This window comes from Rhizobium ruizarguesonis (assembly GCF_017357285.1).
GTDB lineage: Bacteria > Pseudomonadota > Alphaproteobacteria > Rhizobiales > Rhizobiaceae > Rhizobium > Rhizobium ruizarguesonis.
Genome location: NZ_CP071678.1, coordinates 2,170,846 through 2,195,309, shown reverse-complemented (window position 1 = coordinate 2,195,309; position 24,464 = coordinate 2,170,846). Strand labels below are relative to the sequence as shown.

General features: G+C 60.2%; 21 protein-coding genes. 9 read left to right on the top strand and 12 right to left on the bottom strand.

Features of this window, described 5'->3' with window-relative positions; all coding sequences use genetic code 11:
• Window positions 1-15 precede the first annotated feature (15 nt).
• The 4 genes from nagZ to J3P73_RS10865 form a co-directional block, all read right to left on the bottom strand.
• A complete protein-coding gene (gene nagZ / locus J3P73_RS10880) occupies window positions 16-1,029 on the bottom strand; it encodes a beta-N-acetylhexosaminidase (protein WP_207579957.1) in 1,014 nt (337 codons plus the stop codon).
• A 386-nt stretch (window positions 1,030-1,415) separates the two neighbouring features.
• The gene (locus J3P73_RS10875) at window positions 1,416-4,658 is read right to left on the bottom strand and encodes an SPOR domain-containing protein (RefSeq protein ID WP_207579956.1); all 3,243 of its coding nucleotides are present in this window, start codon (window positions 4,656-4,658) and stop codon (window positions 1,416-1,418) included.
• A 61-nt stretch (window positions 4,659-4,719) separates the two neighbouring features.
• On the bottom strand, window positions 4,720-6,477 hold the full coding sequence (argS, locus tag J3P73_RS10870) for an arginine--tRNA ligase (RefSeq protein WP_130655274.1): 1,758 nt from the start codon (window positions 6,475-6,477) through the stop codon (window positions 4,720-4,722).
• Between the two features lie 66 nt (window positions 6,478-6,543).
• Window positions 6,544-7,761 (bottom strand): deoxyguanosinetriphosphate triphosphohydrolase, encoded by a 1,218-nt coding sequence (locus J3P73_RS10865; protein WP_207579955.1) that lies wholly within the window; start codon window positions 7,759-7,761, stop codon window positions 6,544-6,546.
• Between the two features lie 222 nt (window positions 7,762-7,983).
• Here J3P73_RS10865 and erpA point away from each other — a divergent pair, with 222 nt between their 5' ends.
• The gene (gene erpA, locus J3P73_RS10860) at window positions 7,984-8,316 is read left to right on the top strand and encodes an iron-sulfur cluster insertion protein ErpA (RefSeq protein WP_018073369.1); all 333 of its coding nucleotides are present in this window, start codon (window positions 7,984-7,986) and stop codon (window positions 8,314-8,316) included.
• Window positions 8,317-8,544: 228 nt separating this feature from the next.
• Window positions 8,545-9,336 (top strand): exodeoxyribonuclease III, encoded by a 792-nt coding sequence (xth, locus tag J3P73_RS10855; protein WP_018073368.1) that lies wholly within the window; start codon window positions 8,545-8,547, stop codon window positions 9,334-9,336.
• A gap of 43 nt (window positions 9,337-9,379) precedes the next feature.
• Here xth and exoR read toward each other — a convergent pair whose 3' ends face one another.
• The 6 genes from exoR to J3P73_RS10825 all read right to left on the bottom strand — a co-directional run bounded on the left by exoR (window position 9,380) and on the right by J3P73_RS10825 (window position 17,412).
• Window positions 9,380-10,183 carry an exopolysaccharide production regulator ExoR gene (exoR, locus tag J3P73_RS10850; RefSeq protein ID WP_130655272.1) on the bottom strand — a complete coding sequence of 268 codons (804 nt, stop codon included), beginning with the start codon at window positions 10,181-10,183 and terminating at the stop codon, window positions 9,380-9,382.
• Between the two features lie 19 nt (window positions 10,184-10,202).
• Window positions 10,203-10,814 carry a hypothetical protein gene (locus tag J3P73_RS10845; protein WP_245002725.1) on the bottom strand — a complete coding sequence of 204 codons (612 nt, stop codon included), beginning with the start codon at window positions 10,812-10,814 and terminating at the stop codon, window positions 10,203-10,205.
• A gap of 89 nt (window positions 10,815-10,903) precedes the next feature.
• Window positions 10,904-12,184: an OmpP1/FadL family transporter gene (locus tag J3P73_RS10840; protein ID WP_003538954.1), complete on the bottom strand. Its 1,281-nt coding sequence runs from the start codon at window positions 12,182-12,184 to the stop codon at window positions 10,904-10,906.
• 400 nt (window positions 12,185-12,584) lie between these two features.
• Window positions 12,585-15,428 (bottom strand): valine--tRNA ligase, encoded by a 2,844-nt coding sequence (locus J3P73_RS10835; protein ID WP_207579954.1) that lies wholly within the window; start codon window positions 15,426-15,428, stop codon window positions 12,585-12,587.
• Window positions 15,429-15,544: 116 nt separating this feature from the next.
• Window positions 15,545-16,414, bottom strand: a complete 870-nt coding sequence (locus J3P73_RS10830; protein WP_130655270.1) for a PopZ family protein — start codon at window positions 16,412-16,414, stop codon at window positions 15,545-15,547.
• 332 nt (window positions 16,415-16,746) lie between these two features.
• Window positions 16,747-17,412: a protein-L-isoaspartate O-methyltransferase family protein gene (locus J3P73_RS10825; RefSeq protein WP_197726710.1), complete on the bottom strand. Its 666-nt coding sequence runs from the start codon at window positions 17,410-17,412 to the stop codon at window positions 16,747-16,749.
• Between the two features lie 499 nt (window positions 17,413-17,911).
• On the opposite strand from J3P73_RS10825, the gene J3P73_RS10820 reads away from it, so the two are divergent.
• The gene (locus J3P73_RS10820; RefSeq protein WP_130672467.1) at window positions 17,912-18,214 is read left to right on the top strand and encodes a hypothetical protein; all 303 of its coding nucleotides are present in this window, start codon (window positions 17,912-17,914) and stop codon (window positions 18,212-18,214) included.
• Between the two features lie 162 nt (window positions 18,215-18,376).
• On the opposite strand, the gene J3P73_RS10815 is transcribed toward J3P73_RS10820, so the two are convergent.
• Both J3P73_RS10815 and J3P73_RS10810 read right to left on the bottom strand, forming a co-directional pair.
• Entirely contained in the window at window positions 18,377-19,573 is a 1,197-nt protein-coding gene (locus tag J3P73_RS10815; RefSeq protein WP_207579953.1) for a tyrosine-type recombinase/integrase, read from the bottom strand.
• A gap of 28 nt (window positions 19,574-19,601) precedes the next feature.
• Window positions 19,602-20,222: a hypothetical protein gene (locus J3P73_RS10810; RefSeq protein WP_207579952.1), complete on the bottom strand. Its 621-nt coding sequence runs from the start codon at window positions 20,220-20,222 to the stop codon at window positions 19,602-19,604.
• Window positions 20,223-20,333: 111 nt separating this feature from the next.
• Between J3P73_RS10810 and J3P73_RS10805 the strand changes: the two genes are divergently transcribed.
• The 6 genes from J3P73_RS10805 to J3P73_RS10780 all read left to right on the top strand — a co-directional run bounded on the left by J3P73_RS10805 (window position 20,334) and on the right by J3P73_RS10780 (window position 24,459).
• A complete protein-coding gene (locus J3P73_RS10805) occupies window positions 20,334-20,537 on the top strand; it encodes a helix-turn-helix domain-containing protein (RefSeq protein ID WP_163925777.1) in 204 nt (67 codons plus the stop codon).
• A gap of 187 nt (window positions 20,538-20,724) precedes the next feature.
• The gene (locus J3P73_RS10800; RefSeq protein WP_245002724.1) at window positions 20,725-21,534 is read left to right on the top strand and encodes a hypothetical protein; all 810 of its coding nucleotides are present in this window, start codon (window positions 20,725-20,727) and stop codon (window positions 21,532-21,534) included.
• Window positions 21,531-22,070 carry a hypothetical protein gene (locus J3P73_RS10795; protein WP_207579950.1) on the top strand — a complete coding sequence of 180 codons (540 nt, stop codon included), beginning with the start codon at window positions 21,531-21,533 and terminating at the stop codon, window positions 22,068-22,070. The genes J3P73_RS10800 and J3P73_RS10795 overlap by 4 nt, the downstream gene beginning before the upstream one ends.
• The gene (locus J3P73_RS10790; protein WP_207579949.1) at window positions 22,067-23,467 is read left to right on the top strand and encodes a phage/plasmid primase, P4 family; all 1,401 of its coding nucleotides are present in this window, start codon (window positions 22,067-22,069) and stop codon (window positions 23,465-23,467) included. Before J3P73_RS10795 ends, J3P73_RS10790 begins: the two co-directional genes overlap by 4 nt.
• Before the next feature lie 270 nt (window positions 23,468-23,737).
• Window positions 23,738-24,040 carry a hypothetical protein gene (locus J3P73_RS10785; RefSeq protein ID WP_207579948.1) on the top strand — a complete coding sequence of 101 codons (303 nt, stop codon included), beginning with the start codon at window positions 23,738-23,740 and terminating at the stop codon, window positions 24,038-24,040.
• Window positions 24,025-24,459, top strand: coding sequence for a hypothetical protein (locus J3P73_RS10780; RefSeq protein ID WP_207579947.1), 435 nt, complete (start codon window positions 24,025-24,027; stop codon window positions 24,457-24,459). The genes J3P73_RS10785 and J3P73_RS10780 overlap by 16 nt, the downstream gene beginning before the upstream one ends.
• Window positions 24,460-24,464 lie beyond the last annotated feature (5 nt).

The window sequence follows — 24,464 nt, the reverse complement described above, 5'->3', positions numbered from 1 at the left end:
GCTGCTCCCTTACGATCAGACCGTCGCAAACATTGCCTCGAATTCCACTCTCAATTCCGCCTCATCGGCGGTATCCGGCGCTGCGAAGCCTGCTTCCACCGCTTTTGCGCGGGCAAGCGATATGCCGGCGAGCCGCGGAACATTTGCCACGACATCTAGCATCTCGTCCATATTGCCGTTGCAATGCAGCACGATATCGCATCCGCCTGCAATGATATTCGCCGCACGTTCACCGATCGTGCCGGAAAGTGCGTTCATCGAGCTGTCGTCGGAGAGCAGCAGACCGCTAAAGCCGATGTGTTCGCGGATGATGCCGTCGATCACCTTGCGTGAGGTCGTCGCCGGATTGTCCGGGTCGATGGCGGCGAAAACGACGTGACAGGTCATCGCCATCAACTCGTCCTTCATCGCGACAAAGGGCGGGAAATCATGGAGCTCCAGCTCATCGCGCGAGACAGTGACGACAGGCAGTTCCAGATGTGAATCCGCAAAGCCGCGACCGTGGCCGGGCATATGTTTCATCACGGGCAACAGGCCGCCGGCCTTCAGCCCTGCGGCAGCCGCTCTTCCCATCGCGATGACGGTCTCGGGATCGCCGCCATAGGCGCGGTCGCCGATGACGTTGCTGCTGCCCTCGACCGGCACATCGAGCACCGGCAGGCAATCGACATCAATGCCGAGGCTCGAAAGGTCGAAGGCGTGCAGTCGCGACATCAGCCAGACGGCGCGCAGGCCGAGCCCGCGATCGCGGCGATAGAGATCGCCGAGCGCCTGGCCGGAAGGATAACGCGCCAGAACGGGCGGACGGATGCGCTGAACGCGGCCGCCCTCCTGGTCGATCAGCACCGGCGCATGCCAACCGACGCTGTCGCGCAGTTCGGCGACGAGATCGGCGATCTGCCCTGCTTCGGAGATGTTGCGCCCGAAGAGGATGAAGCCCCAGGGTCGCTCGCTTCGGTAAAAGGCTTTCTCTTCGGATGTGAGGGCAAGGCCGCTGCAGCCAAGGATCATCGCTTTTGATTCGGTCATGTAAGAATCTTAGAGCCTTTCCTGGTCAGATTGAAGCATTCTGCCGGAGCCGGTTTTCGTCCGGGCAGAGGCGATTGGCGAAGGGCATACCTTTTGGTACGTCCGAGCCGATCGCCTCTGATCCTGGCGCAAAGATGCCCAGCCCTTCGGGTTGGCTGAAACGGGCCGCCTGCTCGACCGGCCGGCTTGGCCGTAGAGCCGGGCTACGACGCGCGCCGGCCGGTCGAGCATCCGACTCCGTTTGAGCCAACAGAATGCTGCAATCTGACCAGGAAAGGCTCCAGACGGCGCCCGGCCAAATGCGAGCAAGGTCCGGCGCGATGCACAAAAAAGAGCGGCGGACCGATCCGGCCCGCCGCTCTTATATTCTATTCAAAAAAACCGATCTACTTGGAGATCAGGCAGCTTCCGCCCGCCGCGCGATACTGTTCGCAGAGTGCTGCGGCCTCGTCCTTGGAACCGGCCGGAATGCGGACACGATAGAAAGTGCCCTTGCCGGCGATATCGGCCCTGCGGATCTCATGACTGCGGCCACCAAGCACGCTGGCGAATTTCTTCGACAGGTTGGCATAGGATTTGGTCGCCTCGTCTTCCGAAGGCAGCGAGGCGATCTGGATGCCGTAGCCGCCGGCGGATGCAGCCTGCTGCGGCTTTGCGGCGACTGGCGCTGCGGCCGCGACCTCAGTCGTTTTCGGCTGCTGTACGGGCGGGCGGACATTGCCCTTCTCGGTCACGGTGCCGACGACGTTGACGGGCTGATCGACCGGACGGGCGGTGGGGATCGGAGCGCTATCGGCAATCGCCGAGGTCTTGACCGGGCGCACCGGCGAAGCGACCGGAGCGCGATTTGCGGCCTGCGCGTCGGCACTGCCGGCGAGCGGCGGCTGTACCGGCGCGGTTTCGACCGGAGTTGCAGAACGAGCATCGGCGGAAGCAACCTCGGCGCTTGCCGGGAAGCTCGCAGCCGTTCCACCGACTGGCGGCACGGGCGGGGTCGATTGCGCGGATGGGGTCGACTGAGCCGTCAACGGCGGCTGAGCCGGCGGCGTCGGCTGGGCAGACTGTGTCGCCTGGGCAGACTGCGTCGCCGGGGCAGGCTGCGTCGCCGGGGCAGACGGCGCCGGCTGGTCGACGGGAGCCGGTTCGTCGCGGGCGACCAACGTACCGTCAGGCTTGACGATCATCGTGCGGACCTTGCGCGGCGAAACAGACGGCGTCTTGTCGGCGTCGGTTGTCGGAGCGTTGTCGGCGTTGTCCTGGGTTGGCAACAGACGCGGATCCTCCGTCTCACCGACCGCAGTCGGCGTGACCTGATCGTCGGCGTTGGCGTTCTCGTCGTCCTCAGGCAGCGCTTCCGGTGTCAGCGTGCGCTGGACGACATCGACGGGCGCCTCGTCGGAAGATACGAGCGCCTTCTGCTTCGGCTCTTCGGCAGAACCCGCAACGCGGTCGTAGACGGCCTTATCCTGGTTCGGCACGGTCTTGCCGCCGGGATTTTCCGGAACGACCTTCACTGGCTCCTTGTCGGCGGCGATCACGCGCGGCTCACCGGACGCGACAATACCGAGCCCCTCGCCGTTCCAGACGGAGGAATAGACGCCATAACCGACGCCGGCAAAGACCACGAGCACGACGGCCCCGGCAAGCAGCCGACGCATCGACCGGGCGCGGCTGAAATCAGCGGCCTGGCTTGCCGATTCGATCCGGACTTCGGAGGTCTCGCGGCGCTCGACCGGTTCACGCACACTGCGGCGGAAATCCTCCTCCAGCGCCCGTTCGAAATCATCGAGGCCGTCGGCGATGGTAGGCTTGACATGCTTTGCCGCGGCGGCAGCCGTATCCCGGACAGGCGCCGGTGTTTCCCGCGGCTTGGCCGGTTCAAAGAAGCTGGCGATCTCTGCGTCGAGATCGAACTCGTAATCTGCGGTTTTCGCGACCGGGGCGGGCTGCTCCACTGGCGGCAGCGCCGGCACGTGCATGTCGTCGACGGTCTCGGGACGATCCTCCGGGTCAGAGATCATCGCCGGATCGAATGGCAGGTCTTCGGTTGAGTCGCCGGCGGACGCCCAGTTGAAAGCCGGAGCCGGAGCTGGAGCCGGCGGCTCGGGAACGAAGGCCTGAGCCGGCCGCGAGGGGGCAGCAACCTGCTGGTAAGCCGGAGTTTGCGGCTCAGGAGCAAAAACGGGAGCGGACAGAGGCGAGACGGCCGCGACGTGCTGGGGAGCAGGCGCTGGCGTCTCAGGCTGCGGCGCGGGCTCGGACGGCTCAGAGAAATCGAGATCGGCGAGTTCCAACTCGATGCCGGCAAGATCCAACTCGAAATCATGGCCGGCGAAGGGGTCTTCGGCTTCCGGTACCGGCTGCGGCGCCCGAGAATATGCCGTTGCGGCAGGCTCTGGCGCAACGACCTCTGAAAGCTGCGGCGCGACTGGCCTTGCGGCTTCGACAGCATAGACCGGAGCAGGCCGGACGGGTGCTGTGGCGACGGCGACCGGTGGGGGGGCGATCACCTCGGCCTGGACAGGTGCGTCTGCCACGGGGGCGGCAGGAACGGGCGCGGCCTCAGTCGATGCGGCCTGCAGTGTGACGGGGGCCGGATTGGCACGTTGCGGCACCGGATAACGCGAGACGTCGGCGAGCAGATCGTCAAGATCGAAAGTGCCGGCGGTGTGCGGAACATCAGGCACGACCTCGGTCAGCGCGGCATCGGCCTGGATCTCGCCCTCGACGGCGGCGGCGATGAGATCGAAACCGGCATCGGACCCGAAATCCTCCAGTTCTTCCTCGACTTCGACGAATTCTTCGGCCTCGGCAGTCTCTTCCGGCGCGATCACCTCATCATGGCGGTCGAGTTCGGCGGGGAAGCCAAGCGACGGTGAAGCGGATTCGAATTCCTCGGAACGCTCGATAGCGGCGACAGGCGCCGGCGGTTCGATGACAGGTTCAGGCTCGACTACAAGAAGATCGACGGACGGCACTTCAGCTGCCGGTGCCACGACCGTTTCGGCCACAGGCTCCGGCAAAACAACCGGTTCCTCGCGTTTCGGAGCATGGAAATTGGCAAGTGGCAGCCTGATGCTGGCAGCCGACCATTGCGGCGCCTTGGCGGGCTGCGCCAGCGAAGAGACGGGTGCGGCACCGATCGACAGCTCAAGCTCCTCGATCAGGTCGCGTGCACCGCCGAATGCTGATTGCAGCGATGCCTCGGGCTCGGGGGAAAGCTGCTCCGCCCAGTCGGCGGCCGGCGCTTCCCCATTCCCTGTGGCAGGCACAGCTGCTTCTTCAGCCTCAACCGCGGCGACGGAAACCGGCTCAGGAACCTCCGCATTTTCGGTGGCCGGAGAAGCATCGAGAACCGGCTCGACGTAATCTTCAGGCATGTCATCAGAGATCGGCTCGGCGGGCCGGTCGAGCTCTGCGAGCGGACGGGGCGAATCGTAACGGTCGAACTCACGCCCCAGCTCGTCCTCGAGATCGAGGGCGGGCTCGCGGCGTCCGGCCTCGGTCACCGTATTCGCTGCAACACGCGGCTCGAAGCCGACGATACGGGCAAGTTCAGCCAACGGATCATCGTCGGCAAACAGATCGTTTTTTCCGCGCGTATCATACGCAAGTTGTTTATCAGCCATGCCTATCCCACTCGCAAACGCCAACGCTCAAATGCCAGCGCATTGTGGGGAAATGGTGACGTTATCGCATTTCGTCCGGTGCGGCAGTGCCTGTAATGGCAAGTCCCGACTTCAAAACCGACGCGACGGCGTACACCAGCCCAAGTCTGGCAATACTTGATTCTCGGTTTTTATCATTAACAAATCGTAATTCCGTCTGATCTTTACCTTTGTTCCAGTGCGCGTGGAAGGAACTGGCGACGTCGTAGAGGTAAAAAGCGATGCGATGCGGCTCCTGCGACTGGGCCGCTGCCTCGACGACACGCGGGAATTCAGCAAGCTTGGCGACGAGCTGCAATTCGGCCGGATCGCCAATGCCTGCAACGGTTTTCGCGAGTTTCTCGGGCGAGACATCGAGGTCGGGAAAGGCCTCCCTCGCCTGCCGGAAGACCGACATGCAGCGAGCATGCGCATATTGCACGTAGAAGACTGGATTATCTTTCGATTGTTCCGTCACTTTGGCGAAATCGAAGTCGAGCGGTTCGGAATTCTTGCGGTAAAGCATCATGAACCGGACCGAATCACGGCCGACTTCTTCGACGACGTCCCGAAGCGTGACGAAATCGCCCGAGCGCTTCGACATCTTCACCGGCTCGCCGTTGCGATAGAGCTTGACGAGCTGGCAGAGCAGCACTGTCAGCTTCGCCTTACCGTCCGAAACGCCGCGTGCAACCGCTTCCAGGCGCTTGACGTAACCGCCATGGTCAGCGCCAAGCACATAAATCATCTCGTCGAACCCACGGTCGAACTTGTTCTTGAAGTAGGCGACGTCGGCGGCGAAATAGGTGTAGGAGCCATCCGACTTGATCAGCGGCCGGTCGATATCGTCGCCCACTTCGGTCGAACGGAACAGGGTCTGTTCGCGATCCTCCCAATCCTCGGGCAGCTGCCCCTTCGGTGGCGGCAGCGTGCCCTTGTAGACATAGCCCTTGAAGGTCAGGTCATTGATCGCCGTGCGGATCGCGGCCGCACCGTTGGCATGCAGGGTGCGTTCGGAGAAGAAGACGTCGTGATGGACGTTCAGCGCCGCCAGATCCTCGCGGATCATCACCATCATCGCGTCGATGGTCCGGTCCTTGACGATCGGCATCCATTGATCTTCCGGCATGTTGTGCAACCGCACCCCGTAATCGGCGGCAAGCGACTGGCCGACGGGTACGAGATAGTCGCCGGGATAGAGACCCGAGGGGATTTCGCCGATCTTTTCGCCGAGCGCTTCGCGATAGCGCAGGAAGACGGAACGGGCGAGCACGTCGATCTGCGAGCCGGCGTCATTGATGTAATATTCCTTCTCGACGCCGTAACCGGCAAAAGCGAGCAGGTTGGCAAGCGCGTCGCCGACGACGGCACCACGGCAATGGCCGACATGCATCGGACCGGTCGGGTTGGCCGAGACATATTCGACGTTGACCTTCCTGCCCTTTCCAAGCGTCGAGCGCCCGTAATCGGTACCGGCGCCGATCATCGAGGCGAGCAGCCGTTGCCAGTAGCCGACGGCGAGACGGATGTTGATGAAGCCGGGACCCGCGACCGAGACATCGGCGACGTCGGAATCCTCTTTCAGCTTGGCGATGATGACATCGGCCAGCGCGCGCGGGTTGGTTCCGAGCGGTTTTGCCAGCACCATTGCGGCATTGGTCGCGACATCGCCATGGCTCGCGTCACGCGGCGGCTCGACGGTGATGCGGCCGAAATCGAGCTCGGATCGCTTTTCCCTGACCAGTTCTATCTGTTCAAGGGCGGTTTTGATCCTGGCTTCGAAGTCGGTAAAAAGGTTCATCGCACTCTTCCATGCATAGGCTGTGCCAAAGGCTCAAAATCGGCCCTCGGCGTGGGCGACCGCTGCCTATCGCAAATCAGGAGTGTGGTCAAACAACCGCCTGTGGGCGCTGATCGCATAGGTGTCGGTCATGCCGGCGAGATAATCGCCGACATGACGGGCCTTCGGCGCATCGGACAGGCCGGCGATATGATCGACCCAGTAGTGGCTTTGCATCTCCTTCGGATTGGCCATGTAGGCGGCAAAGAGATCGGTGACGATCTGGGCGGCACCGGCACGGATGCGCATGATATCGGGATTGCGGTAGATGCGTTTGAAGAGCATCGCCTTGATCTGCCTGTCGGTCTCGGCCATCCCCTCGGAAAAGGTCGCAATAACCTGGCCGGCGTCGCGAATGTCGCCCGCACTCTCAGGGTGCAAGAGCGACAGGCGCTGCTGCGCGACGCCGATCACGTCTTCGACCATGCGGGTGATCTGGCGGCGCATGATCTCATGGGTGAAGCGGCTCGGCTCCAGGTGCGGATATCGCTCCCTCACCTCGGCCATCAGCCCGGCAAGAAACGGGATTTCCTCCAGCATGTCGAAAGTCAGATAGCCGGAACGCAGGCCATCGTCGATATCGTGGGTATTATAGGCGATGTCGTCGGCGATCGCCGCGACCTGGGCTTCGAGGCTGGCATAGCTTGCAAGCTCGAGATCGTGCAGTTCGCAATAATCGAGGATAGGCTGCGGAACGGGACCGTGCGTACCGACTCCATCAGCCGTCAGAAGCGGACCATTGTGCTTGACGAGACCTTCCAGGCTTTCCCATGTCAGGTTGATGCCGTCAAATTCGGCATAACGCCTCTCCAGCTTGGTCACGATGCGCAGCGATTGTGCATTGTGGTCGAAGCCGCCATAGGGCAACAGCACCTCGTGCAGCGCATCCTCGCCGGTATGACCGAACGGCGTGTGGCCGAAATCGTGCACGAGCGCCACGCCTTCGGCTAGATCCTCGTCGAGCTTCAGCGCGCGGGCCAGAGCGCGGGCGATCTGCGCTACTTCGATCGTATGCGTCAGCCGGGTGCGGTAATGATCGCCGTCCTGGGCGATGAAGACCTGGGTCTTGTGCTTCAGCCGGCGGAAGGCGGTGGTGTGGACGATGCGGTCGCGGTCGCGCTGGAAATCGGAGCGCGTCGGGCTTCCGTCCTCCTGATAGAGCCGTCCGCGCGTCGTCCAGGGGTCGGCCGCATAGACCGCCCTTTCACTACTGCCGAAACCCAAAGCACGCGTATCGATCGTCATTCTTCACCGTCGTTTTGCATGTTGCCGCATCTGCCCATTGACGCCGCTTTGCGCTCTTCATACCTATAGGTCGATGAAACGGCAAAGAGGCTCTTCCCTAATCGCTTCGGCGCATCATCGCCTTTTCGCGAAGATCATGGTAAGTTTCTTTGATATCAGGCATTTGAACATTCAAGTGCCAAAACCCATTCTCTCCGGATCTTGACCCCGGCAGGAGGAAATATGACGGATACAAGTGTAACCCTTTCGGATGCCGCGGCAAAGCGTATCGCTGCGATCGTCGGCGCCGAAGCCGGCAAGAGCGCGCTGCGCGTCTCCGTCGAAGGCGGCGGCTGTTCGGGCTTTTCCTACAAGTTCGATCTTGCCGACAGCGCAGCGGACGACGATATCATCGTCGAGAAGAACAACGCCAAGGTGCTGATCGACAGCCTGTCGCTCGTCTACATGGCGGGCTCGGAGATCGACTTCGTCGACAATCTGCTTGGCCAGTCCTTCCAGATCAAGAACCCGAATGCGGTGGCAAGCTGCGGCTGTGGCACCAGTTTCTCGATCTGAACGTCTAAACGCACGGACTCCCCATCAAACCGGCCGAAGAATTCCTTCCGGCCGGTTTATCGTCTTGTCCGCCGGTGAAAGACCGCGATAAAAGAAGCGCACTAAAGTGCGCTGCATTGACGCTGATTCACGCGGTGCGCTTTAGCTCTTTGTTTTTTATGCCTGTCGTTATCCCAGAACCGCTGCACACTTCTGGGCGACATGCATTATGCGGAACGGGACAGAGCCATGAAGATCGCGACCTGGAACATCAACGGCGTCAAGGCGCGCATCGACAATCTCACGCAATGGCTGAAGGATTCCGATCCGGATATCGTCTGCCTGCAGGAGATCAAGACGGTCGACGAGGGCTTTCCACGGCTGGAGATCGAGGCGCTCGGCTATCACGTCGAGACGCACGGCCAGAAAGGCTTCAATGGCGTGGCGATCCTCTCCAAGAGTTCACCTTTCGAAGTGAACCGCGGCCTGCCCGGCGATCCGCTGGACGAACAGGCGCGTTTCCTCGAAGCGGCGTTCACGTTGTCCGATACGCGCATCCTGCGTGTCTGCTGCATCTACCTGCCGAACGGCAATCCTGTCGAAACGGAGAAGTATCCCTACAAGCTCGCCTGGATGGAGCGCCTGCAGACGTTCGCCGCCGAACGGCTGGCCTATGAGGAGATGCTGATCCTTGCCGGCGATTACAATGTCATCCCGGAACCGCACGACTGCTTCGATCCCAAGGTCTGGGAAAACGACGCGCTGTTTCTGCCGCAGACGCGGGAGGCGTTCCGCAGGCTCGAAAATCTTGGGCTGACGGATGCTGTGCGTGCGACGACGGATGCGACGCAGTTCTATTCCTTCTGGGATTATCAGGCCGGCGCCTGGCCGAAGAACAACGGCATCCGCATCGACCATCTGCTGCTGTCGCCGGAAGCTGCAGACCGGATGACATCGGCTGCGATCGAAAAACATGTGCGGGCCTGGGAAAAGCCGTCCGACCACGTGCCGGTCATCGCCTATTTCGATTTCGCGGGCTGAGGCTTTCCGCTACAACTTCACGCCTCCGGATGGAGGTGGGCGCTCAGTCGTCGGAACCGCTCGCAATGGTGTGTGACAACGATACCGCCGTGCGGCGGTCGGCTTCGTTGGCAACCGAGAAGGCCTGCTCCTGTAGCGCTTCCATCCAGCTGCAGTCCTTGGGCTTGCAGCGATCGAGTGCTGCCGTCATCAGCGCCAGACCGCGGGCCGTCTGGCCTTCGTCGAAAAGAATATTGCCGAAGACCGCCATGGCACCGGGATGGCCGCTTTTGCGGGCCTGGTTCAGCCATTTCTTCGCCTGCTGCGGGCTGGCATTGCCGCCCTCGCCGGCCAGCATCATCTGCGCCAGCTGGAACTGCGCCTCGGGGACGCCAAAGGTGGAGGCCACCTGAAAATAAAGCTGGCGCGCCTGGCTGAGGTCGATCCTGACCGGACTGCCGGCAATGCCGTACTTGTAATAACTGGCGAGCGAAAGCAGCGCGTTGACGAAGAAGCCGGTATCCTCCGACCCGGGTTCGACGCCCTGCTGGGCGATCTCGCTGTAGATCTTGAAGGCTTCGAAATCGTCCTGCGTGACACCGTCGCCATCGGCATACATATTGGCAAGCGCCCAGCGCGAGCCGGTGTGCCCCTTTTCGGCAGCGTATTTATAGGCTTCGACCGCCTCTTCCTTCTGGCCGTTCTTATAGGCCTTGAAGCCGAACTTGAAGAGATCGAAGGGTCCGGATTCCTTGCTGACGCCACCTTTGATGTCGAATGCACGGCACGGACCGGACAGCGCCAGCGCTACGGCTATAGACATGCCCATCAGTATGAATTTGAAAAGTTTGAACTCGGACGTCACCATTTCAACCGATTTCTTTCGCTCATCCCAGGCAGGCAGCAACGGCGCTCATGCCGTGCATCCCGCGGATGTATTTCTTCGAGGCGAGCGATCCCGCGGCGAGCTCCATGGCTCCTTTACCCGCGTCGCATCCAGCCCACTGGCCTTTTCTCAAAGGGGATATTCTCAGCCCATCCTTCAGAACCACGCGGCTCCCGGCATGGCTCGACTGCAATCTCCGTGGCACTCTTTCGGCAGGTGCGGTATTCGCCTTCCCGCCTTTATCGCATTCGTAAACGGTAAATGTGACGAAACCGGTATCGACATTTCCGGCAAAGCCGGGTTGCTCATCCGAGCGGGTCGAAAACAATGACAATGAATGGATCGACGACTTCGTCGCGAGGCCGGATTGGCGGCTGGAACAGCCTTGTTCGTAAAGCGAAACGACCGCAATCAAACGATTGTCGCCAATCGCGCCGTACGACCTGATGTACCCGGAAAAAAATCGACCCATACTACTATTTACACGCACCGTATGCCTGCCATCACCTCGCCCGCAAATAACGCTGCGCCCTCTTTGTGGCGGGAAATGGACAAATTCGTCCCACCACCACCATACGCCAAACGTCGTAAAAATGTGTTGCTGAATCGTCACAAAACGGGATCGGGAAATGGCATGATTAACGGGCGCGAATAAAGAAGAGCCCGGCAGTGCCGGGCTCCTCAATTCTTCAAATCGGGGAATTAGAACTTGATCTTTAGGCTCGTCGACAGCGCAGCGACCAGATCGTTGTCAAAGGAATAGGAGACATCATCTCCAAACGTGACGCCGTTCTGGGTCACAACGCCGGACGAACCGCTCGTCAACACGCCCACGGCACCGGCAACGCGCCATTCGATATGTTCGGTCGGCGTGAAGGCTGCACCGAGCCCCAGCGTCCAGCTATCGGTCTGCGCGCCATAGCCCTGGCTGGTGCCGCGATCCCAGGTGAGGCTGACTGCACCTGCCCACTGTTCGTTGAATTTGTGGCCAACACCACCGGTGATGGTCCAACCGTCCTGGTAAAGAAGGTCGAGCGACGTCAGCTCCGTCGCACCGCCGGAGGTGCAGGCGACTAAGCCCTTGGTCGATTTTGGGCAGAAAGGCACGGACTGCAGGACACTCCAGTTCGTCCACTTAACCGATCCGAAGGCGAGCCAATCCGGAGCGATACCGCTTTGCAACTTAAGCTCAAGCGAATCCGGCGCTTCGGCAGAGCCGAAGACATCCGTGACCCTTCCATAAGGAGCGCCATTCAGCGGTGCAAATGGTGCAGTCACCTGCGTCAGATCCACCGTACCGGTCAGATTGTCGTACTTTACGCGGCTGTTATAGACGAGGCTTGCTCGCATTGCATATTCCGGAATCTCGTAGGCGAGACCGGCGCGCCAGCCCCAGCCACTATCTTCGAGATCGAGGCGGCCGACGCCGTTGCCGGTACCGACCAGAAGCGGAACGGTTGAAACCAGACGTTCCTTGAAGCCTTCGACTTCCTGATAGAAAGCGCCGCCGATGAAGCGAAGCTGCCCAGGGCCGACATCAAAACGATAGGAGCAGGTGCCGCCATAGTTGCGGGTTTTGATCTCTGTCTCAATGTTATTGTTTGCACCGGCCCAGTTCAGACCGGGGTCGGTATGCCCGCCGAAGGGCTCTGAATAGTCGACCAGGCAGTCGATTGCATCGCCAAAACCAGCCTTAAAGCCAATATAAGGGATGGTGTAATTTGAGGTATCGTCCGCGGTGTTTGGACGGCTGTTCAGATTGCCACCGCCTGGAGATGTCGACGTATCCGTATCTCGGACGTCCTTCAGCTTGCGCTGCGGCGTGACGTAGGTGACGCCCGACTGAAACGAGAAAGGCGACGTATCGAACAGCTGATCGATGTTATAGCCGCCACGCTCCAGACCGCCGGCGAAGGACGGCGATGCAAGCGACGAAAAAAGAACGAGCGACGTTACGCCCTTGGAAAACCTACGCGATGCCATTGTGTCTCCCCCACTACAGCAGTTGATGTGACGACACAGTGTAAGTGTTCGCCGGAAATGGCAACGCGCCCCACGGCAGCGCCTCTAACCATTGTGACTGTCAATTTACGTAAAGAAATTGACGGACACGTCAAAAAGTCTGGTTAATAAAATTTTATTCCGAGCTTAGTGCTCTCAGATGCGCTTTTTTGGGTTTTCATTCCAAATATTGCAGAAGCTGTATCAATCCGACAACAGTGGCAGTTTTCGCCAGCTGGATGCCCGTTCAGCCACAATCCACAGGCTCCGCGCCTGAAACTGGCCGTTTTCACGACCGAATCGCGCGCGCCCAGAACGACAAAAAGACGCGCCGGCAGAGGGCGCGTCTTTGAAATAACTTACCAAAATGGGTCGGTGAAACTTACCCGGCTTCGCTCACCCTGGAAAGAGCGATCCTCAAGCTTGCGATCTGACCCTTCAGTTCCTCGAGGCGATCACGCTCGGCCTCGACTACTTCGGGATTGGCGTTGGCGACGAACTTCTCGTTGGAGAGCTTGCCGTCGATGCGGGAGATCTCGCCCTCCATCTTGGCAATCGCTTTTTCCAGACGAGCCTTTTCGGCGGAAAGGTCGATCAGCTTCCCGAGCGGCAGGCAGATGGTGGCCTCGGCGACGACGATCTGAGCGGCACCCTTGGGCGCATCGTCAGCCAGCGATATCGCCTCGACGCGCGCAAGGCGCTTGATGGCGGCGTCGTGGCGGAACAGCCGTTCACGCGTCAGGTTGTTGGCCTTGACGACGACGAGCGGGGCTGTCGCCGACGGCGGCACATTCATTTCGGCGCGCACCGAGCGGATGCCGGAAACGAGGTCGATCAACCAGTTGATCTCGTCGGCCGCCCCGTCGTCGGCATAGGACGGCGCCGGCCATTCGGCATGGCAGACCAATGTGTCGCGCTCTTTGCCTTCGCCTGCCGTATGCGCCCAAAGCTCTTCGGTCATGAAGGGCATGAAGGGATGCAACAGCTTGTAGATCTCTTCGAGAATATAAGCGCTACAGGCCTGGGCTTCAGCCTTGGCGCCCTCGTCTTCGCCATTGAAGACCGGCTTCAAGAGCTCGAGATACCAGTCGCAGACCTCGTTCCAGACGAAGCGATAGAGCGCGCCGGCAGCATCGTTGAAGCGGAAGGCTTCGAGTGCTTCCGTAACGTCACGTTCCGTACGGGCAAGTTCCGTCAGGATCCAGCGGTTGATGGTGAGTTCGGCGGCCTCGGGCACGAAATGCGGGTCGCTCTTCGCGCCGTTCATCTCGGCGAAGCGCGTGGCGTTCCAGAGCTTGGTGCCGAAATTCCGGTAGCCGGCGATGCGGGCCGGATCGAGCTTCACGTCGCGGCCCTGCGCCGCCATGATCGCCAAGGTGAACCGCAGCGCGTCGGCGCCGTATTCGTCGATCAGTTCCAAGGGATCGATGACGTTGCCCTTCGACTTCGACATCTTCTGCCCATTCTTGTCGCGCACCAGCGCGTGAATGTAGATCGTGTGGAATGGCTCGACGGGATCGCCATTTTCATCTTTCATGAAATGCAGGCCCATCTGCATCATACGAACAACCCAGAACGGGATGATATCGAAACCGGTGACGAGAACGTTGGTCGGGTAATAACGCGCCAGTTCCGGTGTCTGCTCCGGCCAGCCGAGCGTCGAGAAGGGCCAGAGTGCTGAGGAGAACCAGGTGTCGAGCACGTCCTCGTCACGCGTCAGGATCTCGCCCGGCTTGAAGTTTTCAAGCAGGTCCTCAACATAGGCCTTCATCGGCCCCTCATGCGAGAGGTAGTGCTGGATCGCCGCCTGCAGCGCCTCTTCCTCGGTCTGTTCGACGAAGACTTGACCATCTGGGCCATACCAGGCCGGGATCTGATGCCCCCACCAGAGCTGGCGGGAAATACACCACGGCTCGATGTTTTCCAGCCAGTTGAAATAGGTATTTTCCCAATTCCTGGGAATAAACCTGGTTCTTCCTTCGCGAACGGATTCCAGCGCGGGTTGCCCCAATGTCTTGTTGTCGACAAACCATTGTTCGGTCAGCCGCGGCTCGATCGGCACGCCGCCGCGATCGCCGTGCGGGACCATGTGCTTGTGCGGTTCGATCTTGTCGAGAAGACCCGCCTCTTCGAAAATCTCGACGATGACCTTGCGCGCATAGAAACGGTCCTGCCCTTCCAGACGGCCCCAGGCGCCATGCAGCGCCGCCGGATTGTCGAGACCTTCGAGGAACTCCTCGTTCTCCTTGATGGCAATCGTGCCATCGATATTCATGATGTTGATAGATTGCAGGCCTGCGCGCTTGCCGACCTCGAAGTCGTTGAAATCATGCGCAGGCGTGATTTTCACCGCCCCCGTGCCAGCCGTCGGGTCGGCATAGGAGTCGGCGACGATCGGAACCTTGCGGCCGACAATCGGCAGGATGACATGCTTGCCGACGACCGGCTTATAACGCTCGTCTTCGGGGTTCACGGCAATGCCGGTATCGCCCAGCATCGTCTCGGGTCGCGTCGTCGCGACGACGATATAGTCGCGTGTCTCGAATTGAGTCGGCTTGCCTTCCTCATCGAAGGCAATCGGATATTGATAGGTGACGCCCGGCTCGAGCGGATAGCGCAGATGCCAGAGATGGCCCTTCACCTCGTGCTGCTCGACCTCCATGTCGGAAATAGCAGTCAGGAGTTTGGGGTCCCAGTTGACGAGACGCTTGTCCTTGTAGATCAGCCCTTCCTTGTAGAGCGTGACGAAAACTTCGAGAACGGCCTTCGACAGGCCTTCGTCCATGGTGAAACGTTCACGCGACCAGTCGCATGACGCACCCAGGCGCTTCAGCTGGTTGAAGATCAGGCCGCCCGATTCAGCCTTCCATTCCCAGACCTTGTCGATGAAGGCTTCGCGGCCCATGTCGCGGCGGCCCGGCAGTTGCTGTTCCATCAGCTTGCGCTCGACGACCATCTGCGTGGCGATGCCGGCGTGGTCCATGCCCGGCTGCCAGAGCACGTCCTTGCCGCGCATGCGCTCGAAGCGCACCAGGATGTCCTGCAGCGTGTTGTTCAGCGCATGGCCCATGTGCAGCGAACCGGTGACATTCGGCGGCGGAATCACGATGGTGAAGGTCTCGGCCCCGGCTTTGGCGTTCGCGCCGGCGCGGAAAGCGTCCGCCTCATCCCATATCGCGGCGATTTTCGGTTCGACGGCGGCGGAATCATAGGTCTTGTCGAGCATTTTCTGACCAATTTCGAGGTTCGAGGATGGGCGTTTGTAAATAGGATGGTCACGGCCAAGTCAATAAAAAAGCCGCCCCGGAGACCGGAGCGGCTTTTCAGGAAAAAGCAATCCGATCAGCGGCGCGGGCCGCGGGCCACGCGCTCGATTTCCTCGCGCACCAACCGCTCGACCAGTGTCGGCAGATTATCATCCAGCCATTCGCGCAGCATCGGGCGCAGCATGTCCTCTGCGATCTCGTCCAGCGAGCGGCGCTCGGCACCGTCGATTGCGGCGGCGAGCTCCTCGAAGGAGCGGCTGATCTGCAGGCCGGCATCCTCCGAAAGCAGCGTCGGCTGGACCTCGTCCATAACGCTCGGCAGGAAACGGTCGGTCGACGACTGAGCGGGTTCCAAAGCCGGCGGCACTGTTTCGATAGCAGGCGCTGGCTCGGCGACGGCCACCTCAGGCGTTTCCATAACGACCGGCTCGGCCGGCTGCTGGATCGCAACATGCTGAACGGGCGCTGCGGCAGCCGCGAAAACAGGCTGCGACTGCTGCGGCTGTGGTGCCGCGGCGCGCGGCGCTTCCGGCATCACGGCCGGCTGCGGTTCGGGCTGACGGAAGCCGCTCGGAATTTCACGCAGGGCCTGACCGGCCTGCACGGCGCTGCGCTCGGAGGCGGCGCGCACACGGGCGGCGACATCGGCAAGCGACAGCGCACGGGCCGGCACTTCTGCTTCGGGAGCCGTGCCGGCCGAATTGGCGGCGACAAAACGCGGATCGGAGGAGCGCATGACCGGTTCGGGGAATTCCACGCCGGCATAGGTGTCGTCGACCGTCAGATGGATTTCCGAGCCGTTGTCATCCTCGTCGGCGCCGTAGACCGGCGGCAGGGATGCGGAAATCGCCTTGCCGGCGCCGGGCTCATTGCTTTCGATGATCTGGCGGATGGAGGCCAGAATTTCTTCCATGGACGGTTCACGCGCTACACTTGGCTGAGCCATTTCTATCCCCGTTATCCCAAAACAACGACCGGATGGCGTGGAGCATTCATCCGAATCACCACGACCTTAGAATACCCCAGGCGTGAAAAAAATCATCGCGAATCAAATGAATGCCGCCATGCACAGTTTTGTTACCCAATGTTTGCCACCCGCAAAGCCTGTCGCGATTTTGCGGCGGCGACACGCATGAAACAGAACGTCAGCGGACAGCCTCCATCCGGTCCGACATGGTCGCGTCAGCGTAAATGATGTTTGTGAAGGCTTTCCGGCGGCATTGATAAAAAACGGGCGCCGATGACGCCCGTCGCTGAATTTCGTCGATAAGAACGATGTCAGAAAACGAATTCGCGCGCCTTGGCGAAACCCGGCAGCGGCTTGACCGAGGCATTGAAGAAGACATTTTCCGAAACAGCGCCGCGCTCGGCGACGAAGACCTTGGCGCGGGCGGCATTGCCGTAACCTTCGACCGTAATCAGACGGCCACCATCGCGCAATTGACCGAGAAGGGCGGCCGGAACCTCTTCGACTGCGCCGTTGACGAAGATCAGATCATAGGGAGCGCCGGCAGCGTAGCCCTTTTCGAGCGAGCCGGTCACGACTTCGACTTTGGCGTAGCCGGCCAGCTGCGCCTTCGCTTCAGTGGCCAGCGTCTCGTCACATTCAAGCGCGATGACCGAGCCGGCAATGATCGACAGCAGCGCCGATGTGTACCCCGTGCCGCAACCGACTTCGAGCACGAAATCATCCTTGGTGATCGCCGCCAGCTGCAGCAGCTTGGCGAGCGGCGAGGCCTCCATCAGGAAGCGGGCTGGCTTTGCCGGTGCGGCTGCGGAGATCTCGACATCGTTGTCGATATAAGCCAGCAGCTTCGCCTTCTCCGGCACAAAGGCCTCACGCGGCACCGTGAGAAACGCCGTCAGCACGGAATGCGAGGTAACGTCCGTCGTGCGAACCTGGGTATCGACCATCTTTGCGCGCGCTGCTTCGAAATCCATCATGTCCTCTCGCTCTTAAAAAGCGGTTCCTGTCCCTCGTCTCTTAATCTCCGCCACGGATGCTTTCAAGGCTTGGCAGCCGCCGGCGAAAAGAATCCGGCCGGCGCCTCTTCCGTGCCACAGAAGACGGGATGGATGCTGCAACTCCAGCGTGGAACCTTCCGCCCCTTCATGTTATGATTTGCATCGGAGGAAATAGGAGGAGCAGGCCATGTCTGCGATTTTCGAGTATTTCACGCTGTTCGATTTTTTCATCATCGCAGCGCTGATTGGCATATTTTGCTGCGGGCTGCTGGACGGCGAAACGACCTGGAGGCGATAGGGCGCCGAAGCGCACCCGAGATATCCCGCATGACGTCTGCAGCAGTCTCATGCCGGCGGACACGGTTTTTGCAGGTGCTCCGTTCGTTTTGAAACAGCGGCGGGCACGTCCAGCCCTTGCTAGCCGCATGCGCATTAACGTTACGTCAACCATTTTGTTGCGGCGCCCTCACCTTCCGCTATGGGTGTGCGCATGCAAACCTTCCTGATCCAATCGCGCGGTATAGAAGCCCTTCACTACAACGCCGATGCCCGCCTGCTGCTGATCAAATACAGCAGCGGCGACATTCGCAGCTTCACCTGCATTTCGCCGCAGGGTATGCGACGGCTGCTTGGCGCCGGCCCCGATATCGATGACGGGCCTGAATTGAGCGATCGGGAATATCAGGCGGAAATCCGCAGGGGCGGCCTGAAGGCGCTCTACCGCCTCACGGGAATCAATCCGTCACAATTCGATTTTTCGCCCGGCCAGCGGGTCTGGTAGCATCGAAAATGCCAATGCCGCACCACTGAGCCAGCAGCTTTTCACATAGATATGTCATGTGGAAGATGTTGGAGGCCTCGCCCGGAATTGAACCGGGGTACAAGGATTTGCAGAATTTTTCTGCCTATTGCTTTTAAAGAGCTTTTTGTTTTCATGTCGCAGTTATGTCGCACTGAACAAGGTGTTTGCTGCTTGCTCCAGTTCTTTCCCGTCATCCGAGCGCGGGAACAGGTGTCCATAGACATCCATGGTCATGACGATCGAAGCATGCCCGAGCCGCTCCTGCACCATCTTCGCGGGCAGGCCGAGGCCACCATCCTCTTTGCGGTTGATCAGCCAGCTCGCATAGAAATGGCGGAGCGCGTGTAAGCCCGTGTACTTGGCCTTGAGGATGGGATTGCCGTTTTTATCAGGCTTGCCGGTGTCGATCGTCACGCCGGCCCGCACCATCGCCGGCTGAAGGCCCTTCCTGACGACGTTCGAATGTGAGCGTGAGTCACCGTCCGGATTGGGGAACACAAGGCCCGGCTTGTTCCCCTGCTTGAGTTTCAGCTCTTTGAGGGTATTGGTCACAAGCGGCGGCACGGGAATTGTCCGCGAGCCGGCCTCCGACTTCGGTGGCCCGATTTCCCGGTATTGATCGACGCGCTGACGGATGTTGATCTCGCCGCGCTGAAAATCTACATCCTGCCAGCGCAGGCCACGCAACTCCGACGATCGCATGCCGGTAAAGACTACGGTCAGCAGTAGCGGACGCCAGTTGCCCTCCAGAGCGCCGAGAAGAGCCCTGATCTCATCACGGGTGGGAATATCCACCCCTACCTCCAGGCGTCCCTTTTGGCGCTTCTCTTGGCGCCTATGGCGGCCTTTCCGGCTCCTCCTGATATCCCTGACCGAATTTCGCGTTGCCAGTCCGCGTTCCATAGCGTCCGCCAGAATGCCACCGAGGGAGACAAGCACTTTTTTGATCATCACCGACGAGCGGCCCTCCGCTCTTAGCCGATCCTCGAACTCCCGGACGGCGGGCACCGACAATTTTGAAATGAAGGTCTCGCCGATAAACGCCACTATGTGAAACCTCAGGTGTCGCCGCCGCTGGTCGAGGGTGCTTCGCTCAAGTCCCTCCCCTTCGCCCGTCGCTATCCACAGCTCGCCGGCTTTTTTCACGGAGACGCTGTCACGCTCAGCGACATGCACGCCGTCCCGGACCTCCATGTCCGTCTTGCTGGCGAAGGCATCGGCCTCTCGCTTCCTTGCGAACGTCTTCTGGCGTTTCACGCCTTTGGTGTCGAAGTAGGTAACAATCCATGCTTCTTTCTCGATGCCGTGCCCGGTCCATGTGCGCTTACGTACCGACATCTTTAGTTCCCTCCCCGGTTGTCACCCTTCATTGCTCATCTCCTTGCTGAAGAGTGCCGACTATGAACTTCGCAAGTGCCTCGTCACTCTGAAAGGCTTCGGAATCGCCAATAAAGCTCCGGCGAATGTTGCTGGTCTCAAGAAATTCGATACCAGCTACAAACTCATTTGCCCGTTGTGCACCAAAATCAGCCGGGTCTTTCATGAACTTGCCAAAGTCGGCGCCGGGGGACGCCGCTTGCATCCGAGCGGCTTGCTCTTCGAGTCGATCAGGAACACGCACCTCGCCCCAAGATCCAAAATAGTGCATTGCAATGTTAAGGGCGGTTTTTAGGGCGCTGCCGGTGAAGGCGTCTTTATGCCAATGCCGTCCCGTCCTTATCTCAAGGCTGGTGGCGATCTTAGCGACCACGTAAGCGAGCGCACGGACATGTTCGGCGCCTAATGCACGCTTCCAGCGATCGGGTTGGTCAAAGCTGTCACGCAGTCGACGTTCAACGATTTGCGACAGCGACTTTCCTGTCTGCTTGCTTTCCTTTTCGAGCAAGGCCCGCAAGTCGGGCGTTATCCGCGTCGAAAAGACTGCCGATTTACCCGAAAACTCGCCGTTTGGCTTGCGGCCGGCGCCTGGTTCCCGCTTCCCCGTCATCAAAGCTTCCTTATTTGTCTTACAAACGTATGACAAACGTATTGCAAAATGTTGGCACGGGCAAGGACAAAAGGTAAAACGGCAGTATGTGTCGAAGACAGGAGCACACCGATGACCCTCGATGAAGCGCTTTCCCGCCCAACGCTTTCCGTTCCCGACGCAGGCGCGATCTTCTTTGGCTTGAGCCGCAACGGCAGTTATGCGGCTGCCGCCCGAGGCGACCTGCCGACAATTCGGATCGGCCGCAAGATCGTCGTGCCTGTTGCCACGGTCGCAGAACGGTGCGGGCTTCATCACAATCGCAGCGCAGAATAGAAAAAAGCCCCGCCGCGCTAGTGACGCGAAAGGGCCGACGTGCAGGGAAATTCTGTGTGGGCAGAAAATCATGCCTTGCCGAGGTTGATCGCACAAGCCGCGCGGGCGTCCGTTAAGGATCGCAAGCATGCAAATTTCACTTCATCCGGCTAGCCGGAAAAGACGACATAAGGCAACGCGGGCAGAAATGGCCGCACTGAAGGCAGCGCTCTTTCAGATCGTCGCCGTACAGCGCCCCATGACAGTGCGCCAAGTGTTCTATCAGGCCACCGTGCATGGTCTCGTGGAGAAAACCGAGCAGGCCTACAACCGTGTCCAATGGACCTTGGCGCAGATGCGCAGGGACGGCGATCTGCCTTATTCCTGGCTTACGGATTCCAGCCGTGGCGTTTATCGCATCGATTCTTTCGATACTCCGCAAGACGCCATTGAGGCTACCGCCCGCTTCTATCGCAAGTCGCTTTGGGCCGAGGCCGATGTTCGCGTCGAAATCTGGTGCGAAAAAGATGCGCTGTCTGGCGTCATCCTGCCGATCACCACTGAATATGACGTTGGGTTATATGTCGCGCGTGGCTTCGCCAGTCTCAGTTACCTTCACGCGGCAGCGGAGGTTATAGCCAATGCCGACAAGCCGACGGTCATTTATCACCTTGGTGATTATGACCCCTCCGGCGTTATGGCGGCAGCAAAGATCGAGGAAACACTCCGCGATCTAGCGCCGGAGGCGGATATCCATTTCGGGCGTCTTGCCGTGACGGAACACCAGATCCGCCAGTGGAACTTACCGGCGAGACCCACAAAGAAAAGTTCACATGATCGCGGCTGGCGCGGCCAGAGTGTCGAACTCGATACCATCCCGCCCGACATGCTCCGAGAAATTATCCGGGCTGCGATCGAACAACATCTGCCGCGCGATCTGTTCCGTGTGCTGAAGATCGCCGAGGAAAGCGAACGCGCCTTTCTGACACAATGGGCGGGGGATGGAGGGCGGCCATGATCGTGCGTTATCCAGAGTTCTCCCTTGATCCAGAGCTCTCCCTTGGCTGGTTGATGCCACGACACGTTGATTGGCTGACCGCCTCCGGGGTGCCAATGACTGCGATCCTCCGGCCAGAACCGATCCGTCTCTGCCATGGCTTCCGAGCGGCTGACGCTCGGTTAGAAATTGACGTGAACGGTCCGCTCTGGTTCGCCTTTATCGAGCCCGAGGACATCGTCTTCTGGGAACCGCGAACCGGCGCGTTGGCGACGTGGAACGGCAGGGCCTTCGCGCTTGGCGAGAGCATGATCGACAATGCGAGCACCTACTCCTTCGACTTTGCCTTGAATGTCTTTGCCTCACCGCTCGACTGGCTGCGCGCCGAGCGCGACGGGATCGTTGTGGTGAATTGGGAGCGCGCATTCGATTACCTGCGCGATTGCCCGCGCGTCGCCGTCGATAAAGCCTTGCGGCCACTTTATCTGCGCCAGATGAAGCCGCCTCGATTGCCTGAAATTTTTATTCGGAGCGAGCGCAAGGAGGCCGCACGGTGAACGACAACCCGCGCTTCGAAGCGTCTAAACTTGAGAAATATCAGCAGGCGCAGGGGATGACAAACGCCACACCGCCGGCATTTTCCGAGGAGGCCCTGGCGCTCGAATTTGCCGACCGGCACAATTTCTGCGTCCGTCATGTGGCTGCCTGGAACCAATGGATGCTTTGGGATGGCAAGGTTTGGCGTCAAGAAAAAACCCTCCTCGTTTACGACCTGTGCCGGCGGCTGTGCCGGGAATTTGCCGCAGATTGCAGTATCAAGGAGGAGACTAGACGACGGCTCGCGAGCAGCACGACGGTGGCCGCTGTCATCTCGCTGGTCCGGTCCGACCGCCGCATCGCCGCCACGATCGATCAATGGGATTGCGGTGATTGGACGCTCAACACGCCTGGAGGTCTCATCGATCTGAAAACCGGAATTCTCCGCATCACCGTGCCGGGAGACTATCTAACGAAGATCACAGCAGTCGGACCAGGCGGCGATTGCCCGCTTTGGCGCGGCTTTCTCGCCCGCATCACGGGCGATGATGAGAATCTGCAAGCTTACCTCCAGCGAGTGGCTGGTTATTGCCTTACCGGCGTCACCCGCGAGCATGCGCTGTTTTTCCTGTTTGGCCACGGCGCGAACGGCAAATCGGTGTTTATCGACACGATCATGAACGTTTTGGCGGATTACGGACGGAGCGCGCCTATCGAGACATTTGTCGCGTCCAGTAGTGATCGTCATCCGACCGACATCGCCGGATTGCGCGGCGCCCGGCTGGTGACAGCGGCCGAGACGGAAGAAGGCCGCCGCTGGGCGGAATCGAAAATAAAGGCGCTGACCGGTGGCGACCGCATCACCGCACGCTTCATGCGGCAAGATTATTTCGAATACCAACCCCAGTTCAAACTCATCATCGCGGGCAACCACAAACCGAGTCTGCGCTCGGTCGACGAGGCGATCCGGCGTCGCTTCAACCTCATTCCGTTCACCGTCACGATTCCCCCCGAGGAGAGGGATGAAACCCTGACCGAAAAGCTCAGGGATGAGGCGCCGGCTATTCTGGCCTGGGCGATTGCGGGCTGTCTCGAATGGCAGCGCGTCGGCCTGTCGCCACCGAAAGTGGTGACGGAAGCGACCGCGCTTTACCTTGAGGCCGAGGATTCCGTTACCGAGTGGATCGATGAATGTTGCCAACGCGACCCGCAGGCATTCGAGAGCACAGCGACATTATTTGCATCATGGCAAGGCTGGGCGGAACGATCTGGCGAAACCGTCGGCTCGCAGAAGCGCCTCGTGCAGGCGCTCGAAGCGCATGGCTTCACGCGCGAAAGGTTCCAAGGGAACCGTGGTCTTTTCGGGCTCAGACTTTCGAGATCGGACCCGAAGGGCGGCTATGGAGACTTCGATTGACCACCCCGATGCCACATCTGACACGACTTTCTATTTCAGACGTCCGCGCGCGCGTAACCACTCGAAATGGATTCTGTTGGCACATGTGGCAAATCGACGGAAAAGCCGCACTGATCCGACGCGACTCCGTCCCGATCCCCCATGCCGCGGGTCCTTCCCGGCCGAAAGATGAAAGCGGGAAGGACGGCAGCGCAGGCCGAGCGACTATTTTTGCACCGCCGGTACTGCGCGTTCTCATAATGGTGCCCCTTGTTGTTCTGGAGCAAAGCTATGAAAGAGCTGACAGAAGCCGAAATTGACCAACTGATCGAACACTACCCGCTGCCCAACGACCGAGATGACGCCATCCTCGGGCTGGGCGACACGGCCCTGGCTTTAGGCGTTTCCCTGCCGACCATGCAGCGATATCTCAAGATCGGTCTGCCGGCGATCAGGCGGGGTGGCATAGGCCGGCTGTGGCGGATTAGGCTCGCGGCAGCGTGGGCCTGGCGGGCGGCGCTGATTGCCGAGCGCGTCGAAAGCGAGGCCAAGGTTCAAAAGGCAAAGGCGGCCCTGGCATGTCAACGCCGATAGACGACATCATCAACCTGGTGGAGCACCTCGACCAGGTGCCGGAGCCTTGGGCGCGCAACGTGGCATCCGGCTTAAACCAGTTTGTATTAGGCGAAACGCGCGATGTCGCGGCAGCGCTCGATCTCAAGCAGCCACGCGGAAAACGCGGTTGGCGCACGGTATCGCGGATTGAGGCACGCAACGCCGCCATTCGGGAAGCCGTAGCGAAATTCTTCCCCGCACTGAAACCGAAGCAGCAGGCCGACGCGCTGGCGATAGCCCTGAAACGCTATTCGGCTTCCGCCTGGCGCTTCGATCAGCGAATGGAAAAATGTCCGTACAAAGTCGGCGATTTGAATGCGGCGCTCTGGCTCATCTTGACCCGAGTCGATCATGCGGTTTCGGCCGAGCGGATCAGGAAAATCCTGGTCACGAGATAGGGCTT

Coding starts and splice junctions, on each gene's coding strand:
- J3P73_RS10840 (WP_003538954.1), bottom strand. CDS start 12,184: ATGGCATCGCGTAGGTTTTCCAAGGGCGTAACGTCGCTCGTTCTTTTT.
- argS (WP_130655274.1), bottom strand. CDS start 6,477: ATGAACCTTTTTACCGACTTCGAAGCCAGGATCAAAACCGCCCTTGAA.
- J3P73_RS10815 (WP_207579953.1), bottom strand. CDS start 19,573: ATGTCGGTACGTAAGCGCACATGGACCGGGCACGGCATCGAGAAAGAA.
- J3P73_RS10810 (WP_207579952.1), bottom strand. CDS start 20,222: ATGACGGGGAAGCGGGAACCAGGCGCCGGCCGCAAGCCAAACGGCGAG.
- J3P73_RS10780 (WP_207579947.1), top strand. CDS start 24,025: ATGTCAACGCCGATAGACGACATCATCAACCTGGTGGAGCACCTCGAC.
- J3P73_RS10865 (WP_207579955.1), bottom strand. CDS start 7,761: ATGACGATCGATACGCGTGCTTTGGGTTTCGGCAGTAGTGAAAGGGCG.
- J3P73_RS10875 (WP_207579956.1), bottom strand. CDS start 4,658: ATGGCTGATAAACAACTTGCGTATGATACGCGCGGAAAAAACGATCTG.
- J3P73_RS10800 (WP_245002724.1), top strand. CDS start 20,725: ATGGCCGCACTGAAGGCAGCGCTCTTTCAGATCGTCGCCGTACAGCGC.
- J3P73_RS10795 (WP_207579950.1), top strand. CDS start 21,531: ATGATCGTGCGTTATCCAGAGTTCTCCCTTGATCCAGAGCTCTCCCTT.
- J3P73_RS10835 (WP_207579954.1), bottom strand. CDS start 15,428: ATGCTCGACAAGACCTATGATTCCGCCGCCGTCGAACCGAAAATCGCC.
- xth (WP_018073368.1), top strand. CDS start 8,545: ATGAAGATCGCGACCTGGAACATCAACGGCGTCAAGGCGCGCATCGAC.
- J3P73_RS10785 (WP_207579948.1), top strand. CDS start 23,738: ATGAAAGAGCTGACAGAAGCCGAAATTGACCAACTGATCGAACACTAC.
- J3P73_RS10825 (WP_197726710.1), bottom strand. CDS start 17,412: ATGATGGATTTCGAAGCAGCGCGCGCAAAGATGGTCGATACCCAGGTT.
- J3P73_RS10805 (WP_163925777.1), top strand. CDS start 20,334: ATGACCCTCGATGAAGCGCTTTCCCGCCCAACGCTTTCCGTTCCCGAC.
- nagZ (WP_207579957.1), bottom strand. CDS start 1,029: ATGACCGAATCAAAAGCGATGATCCTTGGCTGCAGCGGCCTTGCCCTC.
- exoR (WP_130655272.1), bottom strand. CDS start 10,183: ATGGTGACGTCCGAGTTCAAACTTTTCAAATTCATACTGATGGGCATG.
- J3P73_RS10830 (WP_130655270.1), bottom strand. CDS start 16,414: ATGGCTCAGCCAAGTGTAGCGCGTGAACCGTCCATGGAAGAAATTCTG.
- J3P73_RS10820 (WP_130672467.1), top strand. CDS start 17,912: ATGGGTGTGCGCATGCAAACCTTCCTGATCCAATCGCGCGGTATAGAA.
- erpA (WP_018073369.1), top strand. CDS start 7,984: ATGACGGATACAAGTGTAACCCTTTCGGATGCCGCGGCAAAGCGTATC.